Below are 9803 nucleotides of genomic sequence, written 5' to 3'. Positions count from 1 at the left end.
AAGTGACGGATCTGCGACCAAGGCAGCTTTCTGGGGCCAAAGGTCGCGGAATTTCTCAGGAAAACTGTGAATTGGTCGCAACCCCATAGCGGTAAATGAAGGACCTGCGACCAAGGCAGCTTTCTGGATCCAATGGTCGCGGGATCTCCTCGAGGAATCAGGAATTGGTCGCAACCCCGCGGCGCCAAGTGCTAGATTTGCGACCAAGGGGGCTTTGTGGGGCCAATGGTCGCGGAATCTCTCGGGAAAAACAGGGGTTTGGTCGCAACCCCACAACCCCGCAACCACCACACCTTAGTAATATTTCCCAATATTCTGTAAAATTTAAGCGTGAAGCCTCCTCATGGCTTGTCACGGCGCGACCGGCAAGTTATAATAAGGATATATCGTTACTGTGTGAAATCAATAAAAGAGAGGAAGCTTATGAAAAAGACAAGGAAATTGATTGCGCTGCTGTCGGCCGCGGCTTTGTTTTTTGCCACAGCCGGCTCAGTCATGGCCGAGACCGCAGGTCAGGGGGGAAATCAGAATGATCCTGCCTCCGTATCGGCAGAAGCAAAGGAAATGGTCAAGGACGGCGACTATGTGGACGATCAGGTCATCGTCGTCTTCAAAGACGGCGTGTCGGACGCCAGGATCAAAAAGGAAATCAAAACTGAGGATGCCAAATGTCTGGAAATCACCGATTCCGCGGCGGATGCCAAGATTGCAGTGGCAGACATCAACAAAAACGACTCGGTTGAAGAGGCCATCACCAAGCTGGCGCAGAATCCGAAGGTGGAATACGCCCAGCCCAATTATCGGTACAAGCCGGCGGCAGTCAACGATCCTTACGCCAATGACGAAGGGGTCAATCAGTGGTATCTGACCAACATCAAAGCGCGGGAAGCATGGAATCTCATGGAGACGAAAAAAGGATCCCTTTCTCCGGTGACCGTGGCAGTGATTGACACGGGAATCGACAAGGCCCATGAGGACCTTAAATCCAACGTGAGCGGAGACTCCATCAAGCTGGACGCCTCGGGAAACATCACAGAACTCAGGGGCGATTCCGAGTCCCACGGAACCCACACAGCGGGCATTGTCGGCGCAATTTCCAACAATAGCAAGGGAATCGCCGGAATCGCTTCGGCAGGAACGGGCAACCGGGTTAAGCTCATGGCCATCGATGCAACGACCAAATACGACGACGGCCTGTATTTTAATACCTATAATCTGGTAGAAGCCATCGATTACGCATTATCTAAAAATGCTAAGGTGATCAATATGAGCCTGGGCGGCGCCGGCAAGAATTACATTCTTGAGGAATCCATCAAGGCGGCGTACGATCAGGGTGTTACCGTGGTAGCCGCAGCGGGCAATGAGAATACCGATGAAATCTGCTTTCCTTCCGATTATGGGGAAGTAATCAGTGTCTGCAGCCTGACCAGACAGAACAAACGATACACCGGCGAATACGGCTCCAACTACGGACAGGCGAAGGACATTTCCGCGCCGGGAACCAACATACTGAGCACAGTCCCCGGGGATTACGGACAGATGAGTGGAACGTCCATGTCAGCGCCCATGGTCAGCGCTGTGGCCGCCATGCTTTATTCGGTCAAACCGGATATGGAACCGTTCCAGGTGAAAAACATTCTCTGCGATACGGCCGAGTATCTGGGTGAGGACATGGGGGCGGAAAACACAGGCGACCGGAAATTTGATAAACTTACCGGATATGGTCTTGTAAACGCCGAAAAAGCTGTGAAAGCGGCTATGACCGGAGCTGCCGCCGAGCCGGAGAGCATTACCTTTAAAGCGGCAGGCGAGCGTATCGACGAGGGCCAGAGCCAGATGCTGGAGGTGCGGGTGGAACCGGCCAATGTTTCAGGTAATCCTAAATGGGAAAGCTCAAACGAAGCAGTTGCCACAGTCGACGACGATGGAAGGGTGACTGCACGTGAGGCCGGTAAAGCGGAGATATCCTGCACCATCGGATCGAAAAAGGCAGTCTGCACCGTGCTGGTCGCCCCGGTAATCGAACCGACCTCCCTCAAGATTTTCAACAGCGACAAAGCGAAAAATATGGCAATGGGCAGCGCCTTCTCCCTGGATGCCCGGGTATTCCCGGAGAATGCTCACAACGCGGAAATCAGCTGGAAGAGCAGCGATAAAAATGTCGTTACCGTGGATGAAGACGGCCTGGTGGAAGCAAGAGGCATCGGAAAGGCCCGGATCATCGGCTACACGTATAACAGCAAGGATAAGGATCCTTCCAAGGACCTGAGCCCCGGCAACAAAGTGGCGCAGATCGTGGAAGTGTCCGTTACCTATGCGGAGATTGCCGGCGTAAAGCTTACTGCCTCCCAGAAAAAGATTAAGCTGGGGACCAGCTATACCTTTAAAGCGGCCTTTTCACCCGATAATGCCAACCAGAGCCTTCCGGTTACCTGGTCCAGCAGCAATCGTTCCGTAGCGGATATTGATAAGAAAGCGGGAGCGGTATCCACTGTCGGGACAGGTCAGACCACCATCAAAGCCACGGCGCCCAACGGAAAACTCGCCTCCCTGCGGATCACGGTGTTTAAAACCGATTATTCGGGAAAGGCTTACGGACTGAAAGCCTCGCCCTACAGCTACGCAGGAAATAAACTGACCTGGAAATCCATCCCCAGCGCCGATGGATACGAGATCTGGAGAGCCGCAGGCAAAGGAAAGTACGCGAAAGTAAAGACGCTGGACGGAACAAAGAAGTCCTGGAAGAACGGGAAATTGAAAACCGGGACCAAATACAAATATAAAATTCGGGCGTACTACAAAGCCGGAGACAAAATCGAGTACTGCGGGTACTCTTCCGCCAAGAGCGCGACGCCAAAGCTGAAAAAGGCGTCTGTGAAAACGAAAAAAGAAAACAAGAAAATTACAGTTACCTGGTCCAAAGTAAGGGGAGCCACGGGTTACACCGTATACAAATACTCCGCCTCCAAGAAAAAATACGTGAGGAAAAAGACGGTTAAATCCAGCAAAGCGAAGAAACGCGTCTATACGGATAAAAAAGTAAAGTGGGGCAAAACGTATAAGTACAAAGTCAGGGCCTACCGCACCATCGGAGGAAAACGCGTTTACGGACCGTATTCCAAGGCTGCTGTCCGCACATACAGATAGGGAGGTAGAAAGCGATGAGAAAAAAGACAATTCTGGCTGTGCTCACAGCCTGCATGATGCTGTTTACCCTGATTCCGTCCGCATCTTTCGCGGCCACGGAGCGAAAAGAGCTGAAAAGCAAAGTCCCGGTTTCGGCGGGAATTGATGAGGACTACGCAGAACAATTGAAACAACTGGCTCTGGAATGGCTGGATGAGCTGTACATCGAGAGCATACAGGCAAAAGAAAATTACTGCGCCGACATCTGGAAGGAAATACAGACCTCCTATAAGGGGATGATGGAAAGCATCGCCAGCATGAGCGAAGAGGATCTTTACGTTCTTTTGGTGGATGAAGAGGGAGGCCTGGGAAACGACTTTAATCTTTTATCCATGCTGGGAGAAATGACTTGGGTCAGAAGCACGAAGCAGGATCTCCCGGGGCTGAAGACAAGCTATCAAAAGGAGATTGAAAAACAGTATAAAACTTACAAGGCATCCATGTACAGCGATTATTACTGGGACCGCATTCAGGACGGAAGATATGTAGGGCTCAAACTGATAAACGGCGCGCAGAACTTCCGGACCGCCATCAGCGGATACCTGACTGCTATGAACGCTATGGAAAACTCCTATACCCGGGAGGATCTGCAGGACCTGCGCATGCAGGCCAATGCCGATATCAAACAGTATGTCAACCTGGGCCTGGATCCGGCACGCTATACGGCTTATGACTGGAAACGGCTGACCGCTATCCGCGACCGGGCTGTCAGAGAGATCAACGCTGCGGAAATGATGGAAGAAATCGTGCAGATTTATATGCAGGCAGGTAAAGACTATACCGCTATCACCAGCATTGAATTCCCAATGGAGGAATATCCGATTCTGACAGAACTGGATAAAAAGCTGGATCGCTATGTCAATAGCCTGGACGAGAACCTCTATACCGATCAGGCATTAGAGAAGATCGAGGAGATCTACTGGATTGCGTCGGACGACCTCATGTACGCGGAATCCAGAGCGGAAGCCCAGACGATATACGATAAAGCTATTTCGAAGATGAAGGCCGTACCGACAAAGAAAAAAGAAATCGCGGCCTTTAAGAAAAAGGTTCCCAAGATTAAATCCGTAAAAGCAGTAAACAGCACAACTTTGAAAATCACCTGGAAAAAGGTTTCCGGCGCCAACGGATACGTGGTCTATAAGGCTTCTTCCAAAAAAGGAAAATATAAGAAGGTTAAAACTGTAAAGAAGGGAACCAAGATGAACAATACCCGCCTCAAAAAAGGCAAGAAATATTACTACAAAGTGCGGGCTTACAAGACGGTTGACAAGAAAAAATATTACAGCAAATATTCCAAAGTGAAAAAGGGTATCCCTGTAATGAGATAAAGAGAAGAAAAGGGCCCCGGCTGGCTAGGCAGGGGCCCTTTTCTGCTGTATAAGCGTAATTATTTTAAGTCAGAAGATGACACTTATCTTTTATTACCATCAGTATAAAGGTTGTACTTGGTATAAGGTCAAGGGTTTTTTTGACTTTTTTTCGGAATTACGGGAATTTCGATTTTATAGAACATATTCCTCTGGTCATTTTCAAAGACCGGAAATTCCACCAGCACCTCGCACAGATAATCTCCGCATACTTCAAAACCGCTGTCCCGGATCAGCCTGAGGAGGTTTCTGGCATTGGATTTTTCCGCGTAAAAATCATCGGAGCAGACGCAGTAATACATGGCGGCGGGAATGATTTCCGCAGCAACCATATCGTCCTCAGGATCTACGAAAAGAAAAACATCGTTGGCGGAAAAATTTTCTTCCAGCAGGTTTTCCTGACGCATGATGGTGCCCACATTGCAGAAGTAGCTCATGGACAGATCATTGTTGTCCAAATGCATTTTCAGCTCACGGAGCATGTATTCATAGCCGGCATAGTCCTGATCGAAAAAATCCTTCTCCGAAGTATAACGATAGATATAGCGCTGAGGGATGTATTCCATGAACATCTGCCCGTCCTTGGGCAGCGCTTTGTACTGGCGGTAGTTTTCCAGAGTCCTGGAAATGGAACGTTTGCTGCGGATCAGGTCTTCGATCTGCCGGTCGATGGCGTCCTGCTGCTGGGCCAGAAAGCGCTGAATCGTTTCGGAATCGCCTTCGTCCAGCTGCTGGCGGATCTGCTTGAGGGTCATGCCGGAAGCCTTCATATATTGGATCATATCCAGTCTGGCGGATTGAATGATGTGATAGTAGCGGTAGCCTGTATGGGAGTCGGTAATCATGGGAGTCAAAAGTCCCTCCCGGTCATAAAGGCGCAGTGTCTGCTGTGAAATACGGTTTAGCTTTGCCATCTGTCCGATGGTCAGTTTCTGTAAGTCCATAACGTTTCCTCCTAAGGTTGCAGTAACTATAGGGTATCTTGTCACAGTATAGCATAAATCGGAAAAAAGGGAAAACCCTTGATTAATTTGAAAATTTCTTATACAATATTAGATAATAACAGCCGATAATACATAAAAAGGGAGGTGACGGGATGTCTTCTGATATTAAGTTTCTCACAGTAGAAGATGTTGCGGAAATGCTGCAGGTCACCAGAACCACGATTTATAATCTCAAAAAGAAAGGGCTGCCCTTTATTAAACTGGGCAAAAACATACGGTTCGATCAGGATGAAGTTGTAGCATGGGTAAAATCCAACAGCAGAACAGATGGCGATGATTAACTCTTTTTATTTTGTGGCCGCGTATATCTTAATACTGTTCCTTCTAAGCGCTTTTCTGATTCGGAAAGCGCTTAATTCCTTTGAGGAATACGGATACTGCGGGCGGTCTCTGAGCATAGGCTTTGTGTTCTTCACCTATCTGGGAACCTGGATCGGAGGAGGAACCATCATCGGGCTGGTGAGCAGGAGCTATGACTTTGGAGCCAGCCAATACTGGATTATCGCCATGTCCTGTGTGGCCGAGCTGTTTTTTGCGCTGTTCTTTATCGGAAAAATCAGGAGACTGGGACTCAAGAGCGTCACTGATTTTTTTGCTCTGCGATATCCCGGACATCGGGAGGCCGTTCGGATTCCGGCTGTGGCCGCGCTTTTGATTCGCAACGTGACCATGGTTGCCATGCAGTTCGCGGCTCTGTCGTACCTGGTTACTTTTGTGTTCGGTATTAACCGCAATCTGGCGCTGCTGCTGGTTTTTTTGGTTATTATTTCCTATACGGTCCTCAGCGGGCTGTGGGGCGTGGCGGTAACCGATATTTTTCAGGGACTGCTCCAAACGGCAGGTCTGGTAATGCTGGTGATAATATCCCTCAGGTTTGCCGGCGGCATGAAGGCGGTAACCTCCTTTTACAATGCTCAGGGAAACCTGGAAAACCTCAGCCTCTTCGCGACGGACATGTCCTGGTATGAGATCCTGCTGTATATCATCGCCTTTGGACTGTTCTTTCTGATGAACGATCAAACCAACTGGGAGCGGATCTACGCCAGCAAAGGCAGCAAAACGGCCAAGTGGGGATTCATGATTCCGCTGGTGGTCACAATGATTATGCTGGTGATGATTACTTACCTGGGGGTATTTCAGCGGGCGATCTTCAACGGTACCGCGGAGTCCGCCTCCATCATCTACAACTTTATTTTCAACTTGGCTGATTCCAAATGGATGATCCCCATTCTGGTGGCCCTGATCGCTGCCATCATGTCCTCGGCCGATTCCTTCCTTCTGGCCAGCGGAGTGATGATATCGGAGGACATCATCAAACGATTCATTATTCGGGATGCCGGAGATAAGGAGATGATCTTTTTTGCCCGGGTTTTTGTGGTGGTTACAGGTGCGATCGCCTTTGCTTTTGCGATCAATATTGAGGATATTCTCTACCTGTGGCTGACAGGGATCGGAATGACCTCGATCATATTGGTGCCGGGATATTTCCTGGGCTGGTTCTCCAAGCATACATCCACCCGAGGGGCCATGGCGGGCATGATCGTGGGGGCGCTTTACGTTTTCGCCATGGGCCTGGGATTCATAAAGGCGGGGCCGCTGCAGGTCTGCGTGGGCATGGCCCTGAATCTGGCCGTCAGCTTCTGTTTCGCCAGATCAAAGCTTCGGATTTCCTTTGACAGGGAGTAGGAAGGGCCTGCTTTACCGGAAAAATAAAATTTTTTATTTGTTGCAGAAAACTGCTTTTCGCATGGAAAATTGCGGAAAGCAGTCTTTTTTTGCCCGGAAAACAGGCGGAGTTTTAAGAAAATTCTCGAAAAAGGATTGACAAAGAATTGTCATTATACTAAAATGACGGTGTTGTACAATAATGAACAAACATGTATGTTGTTTTGCTGATTAAGAGGTGAGAGGTAACATTATGAAAGACATTATCACAGTAGCGGTTGTCAACTTTAAGGTGGACGCTGCTGACAAAGAGAGCAATTTGTCGAGAATGTGCGGATTCCTGGAAGCCGGGGCTAAGCGGGGCGCCGATGTGGTCCTGTTTCCGGAGCTATGCCTTTACGGATACGATTACTATGTGGACGAGGCGGTTTCGCAGGAATCCAAGATTGCTACGGCGGAAACCATAGACGGTCCGTCCTGCGCCGCCATTGCGGAGATTACGAAAAAATACGGAATCTATACGGTTTTCGGCATGGCGGAGAAGAAAGAGGACACAGAGGACGCGGTGCTTTATAACTCAGCGGTAGCAGCAGGGCCGGAGGGCGTTATCGGGTCGTACCGGAAGATGCATCCCTTCGAGACCGAAAGCGTTTGGTGCGAAAAGGGCGATGAGCCTTTCATGTTCGATACCCCCTGGGGTCCGATTTCCGTGGGTATCTGCTTTGATACCTATCAGTTCCCGGAATTGATGCGCCACTATGTTTATAAGGGTTCCCGGCTGTATCTCAACCCCACCGCGGTTATCGAAGAGATTCCCAAAGAGGGCAGCCGTCAGGCGTTTATCGACTACTATGCGCCGACTCTGGAATACGGAGTGCTGTGCAATACGATCTTTGTGGCCAGCGCCAACCTGACGGGCACGGATCAGGTGAATTACTTCGGCGGCGGCAGCTGCATCATCGGGCCGAAGATCACTCCGTTTTTCGAAACCAATATGACTTACTATGCGGGAAACAAGGATAACGTTCAGGAGGGCATTTACATGGAGACGCTGGATCTGTCTCTGGCCACAAGAAGGCTGGCAAAGAACAGCCGGTTTACAGGCGTTCCCGATTACAGACCTGAATTGTATAAAAAGTTTTTATAGAAAAAGGAGAAATTGAGATATGGAAAATAAAGCGATAAATGAGAATCTATCAAAGACAGAAGACACCGGCGAACAGACTCTGAACCGGGTGCTCCCGCTGTCCTCTCTGATTTTTTACGGCCTGGCCTTCATGGTGCCGCTGACGATTTTCACGACTTACGGTCTGGCGACAACCCTGACCCACGGCATGGTGGCCCTGACTTACGTTGTCACCACATTCTGCATGGCCTTTACGGCGTTCAGCTATGTGAGGATGACAAAGGCCTATCCGGTGGCAGGATCGGTTTACACCTTCGTACATAAATCCATTAACCCTCACCTGGGCTTCTTGTCCGGATGGGTAATTCTCATCGGATACATGTTCCTGCCGATGCTCAACTACCTGGTGTCCGCCATGTATCTCAGCTCTGCGATTCCGCAGGTGCCCAAGTGGGTTTGGATCGTCGGCATGATTACCATTGTTACCATTGTAAACCATTTTGGAATTAAGGTTACCGATATTTTCAACAAGGGGATTGTCTGGCTGCAGATTATTTTCCTGGCCGTATTTGTAATCATCACTCTCAAATATATCCTTGGCGGCGGCGGAGCAGGTACTTTGCTGGACGTAAGCGCTTTTGCCAATACCACGGAGTTGGTTAAGGAGGGGATGGGCCTGCCGGTTCTGTTCTCCGGCGCTTCGATACTGGCCCTTTCCTATCTGGGCTTCGATGCGATTTCGACGCTCAGTGAAGAGGCGATCAACCCTGAGAAGAACATCGGACGGGCGATCCTCATCGCCTGCATCGGTGCGGGTTCGGTATTCGTTATTCTGACTTATGTGCTGCAGCTGGCCTGGCCAACCGCATGGATGGATATGGCTGATCCGGATAACTCCTATGAGGTTATCATGAAGATTGCCGGCGCGGGAATGGCATATTTCTTCACAGCCGCGTATTCCATCGGCTGCCTGGCTTCCTCCATCTCGTCCGTATCGTCGGCTTCCCGTGTGCTTTACGGAATGGGCAGAGACCAGATCTTGCCGAAGAAGGTGTTCGGATATCTGAACCCCAAGAGAAAGACTCCGACCTACAGCATCCTGATTATGGCTGTTGTCAGCCTGGCCGCCCTGTTTATTTCTCTGACTACGGCCACTTCACTGCTCAACTTCGGAGCGCTGCTGGGCTTTACGATGGTCAATGTCTCCGTGATCGCCCACTATTTTGTAAAGGGCAAGTGCAGACATGGCATGGATATCTTCCGCTACCTGGTAGCACCGCTTCTGGGAGCCGCCTTTACCTTTGCCATCTGGGTAAGCCTGGACCGTTTCTCCATGATCCTGGGCTTCAGCTGGCTGATTATCGGGCTGCTCTATCTGGCCTGGACAACGAAGTTCTTCACAAAGCTTCCGGCGGAAATGGTATTAGAATAAACGCGGCCCGGCAATCCGGA

Annotated in this window: 7 protein-coding genes; 6 read left to right on the top strand and 1 reads right to left on the bottom strand. The window is 49.9% G+C overall.

What is annotated here, in order from left to right; genetic code table 11:
- Nucleotides 1–423 precede the first annotated feature (423 nt).
- Both NE619_RS05640 and NE619_RS05635 read left to right on the top strand, forming a co-directional pair.
- Complete coding sequence (locus tag NE619_RS05640) at nucleotides 424–3147, top strand: S8 family serine peptidase (protein ID WP_256131395.1); 2724 nt, start codon at nucleotides 424–426, stop codon at nucleotides 3145–3147.
- Between the two features lie 14 nt (nucleotides 3148–3161).
- Nucleotides 3162–4517 (top strand): fibronectin type III domain-containing protein, encoded by a 1356-nt coding sequence (locus tag NE619_RS05635; RefSeq protein ID WP_256131394.1) that lies wholly within the window; start codon nucleotides 3162–3164, stop codon nucleotides 4515–4517.
- Nucleotides 4518–4645: 128 nt separating this feature from the next.
- On the opposite strand, the gene NE619_RS05630 is transcribed toward NE619_RS05635, so the two are convergent.
- Nucleotides 4646–5500: a MerR family transcriptional regulator gene (locus tag NE619_RS05630; RefSeq protein ID WP_256131393.1), complete on the bottom strand. Its 855-nt coding sequence runs from the start codon at nucleotides 5498–5500 to the stop codon at nucleotides 4646–4648.
- Between the two features lie 152 nt (nucleotides 5501–5652).
- Between NE619_RS05630 and NE619_RS05625 the strand changes: the two genes are divergently transcribed.
- From NE619_RS05625 to NE619_RS05610, 4 genes are all read left to right on the top strand, one after another.
- The gene (locus tag NE619_RS05625) at nucleotides 5653–5841 is read left to right on the top strand and encodes a helix-turn-helix domain-containing protein (RefSeq protein WP_256131392.1); all 189 of its coding nucleotides are present in this window, start codon (nucleotides 5653–5655) and stop codon (nucleotides 5839–5841) included.
- Complete coding sequence (locus NE619_RS05620; protein ID WP_256131391.1) at nucleotides 5828–7246, top strand: sodium:solute symporter family protein; 1419 nt, start codon at nucleotides 5828–5830, stop codon at nucleotides 7244–7246. The genes NE619_RS05625 and NE619_RS05620 overlap by 14 nt, the downstream gene beginning before the upstream one ends.
- Nucleotides 7247–7478: 232 nt before the next feature.
- Nucleotides 7479–8372 (top strand): carbon-nitrogen hydrolase family protein, encoded by an 894-nt coding sequence (locus NE619_RS05615; RefSeq protein ID WP_256131390.1) that lies wholly within the window; start codon nucleotides 7479–7481, stop codon nucleotides 8370–8372.
- 19 nt (nucleotides 8373–8391) lie between these two features.
- Nucleotides 8392–9783 (top strand): APC family permease, encoded by a 1392-nt coding sequence (locus tag NE619_RS05610; protein ID WP_256131389.1) that lies wholly within the window; start codon nucleotides 8392–8394, stop codon nucleotides 9781–9783.
- The last annotated feature ends 20 nt before the right edge of the window (nucleotides 9784–9803 follow it).

The sequence above is a fragment of the Anaerovorax odorimutans genome (genome assembly GCF_024459955.1).
GTDB classification, from domain to species: domain Bacteria; phylum Bacillota; class Clostridia; order Peptostreptococcales; family Anaerovoracaceae; genus Hominibacterium; species Hominibacterium odorimutans_A.
The sequence above is the reverse complement of the archived record's forward strand: the minus strand, read 5'-3'. Positions and strand labels throughout refer to the sequence as shown.